This is a genomic window from Rhizobium sp. PEPV16, assembly GCF_008919455.1.
Classification (GTDB): Bacteria; Pseudomonadota; Alphaproteobacteria; order Rhizobiales; family Rhizobiaceae; genus Rhizobium; species Rhizobium leguminosarum_Q.
Window position 1 is genome coordinate 1 of sequence record NZ_VSZV01000008.1, and the last position, 378, is coordinate 378.

Genomic DNA, 378 nt, shown 5'->3' on the forward strand with positions numbered 1-378 from the left:
CGTTGACGGCAAGTCCGCCGGGCGAAAAGACGCTTTTCGCCTGCTGCTCGGCCACCGTTCTCGGCAGGTTGAATTCGCCGCAATAATCGAGCGGCGATTTCGAGAGCCAGCCGGGAACAGGAGCGCCCTCGATGGCCGGCGGTGAGCCGAGCGGTGCTGCAAACTCCTCTTCCGTCAGCCAGAAGAGAGTGTAGTCGTTGTCCATGAATTCCATGTCGAAGCGGCGCGGATCGGCCCGGCGCGCGCCTCCGGTGTCCACATTTCTGTTTGCCGGCGGCGTTTCCCATTGTTCGTCGACGAAGAGCGAGATCGCCACATACTCATCGCCGAGCGTGCGGTATTGCGGCGGCAGTTTCACCGTGAAGGCGTGGCGAAGCG

General features: G+C 62.7%; 1 pseudogene. It reads right to left on the reverse strand.

The annotated features are described in order from the left end of the window. Positions 1-378 (reverse strand): annotated as a pseudogene (locus FY112_RS00045) (hypothetical protein); the annotation flags it as partial.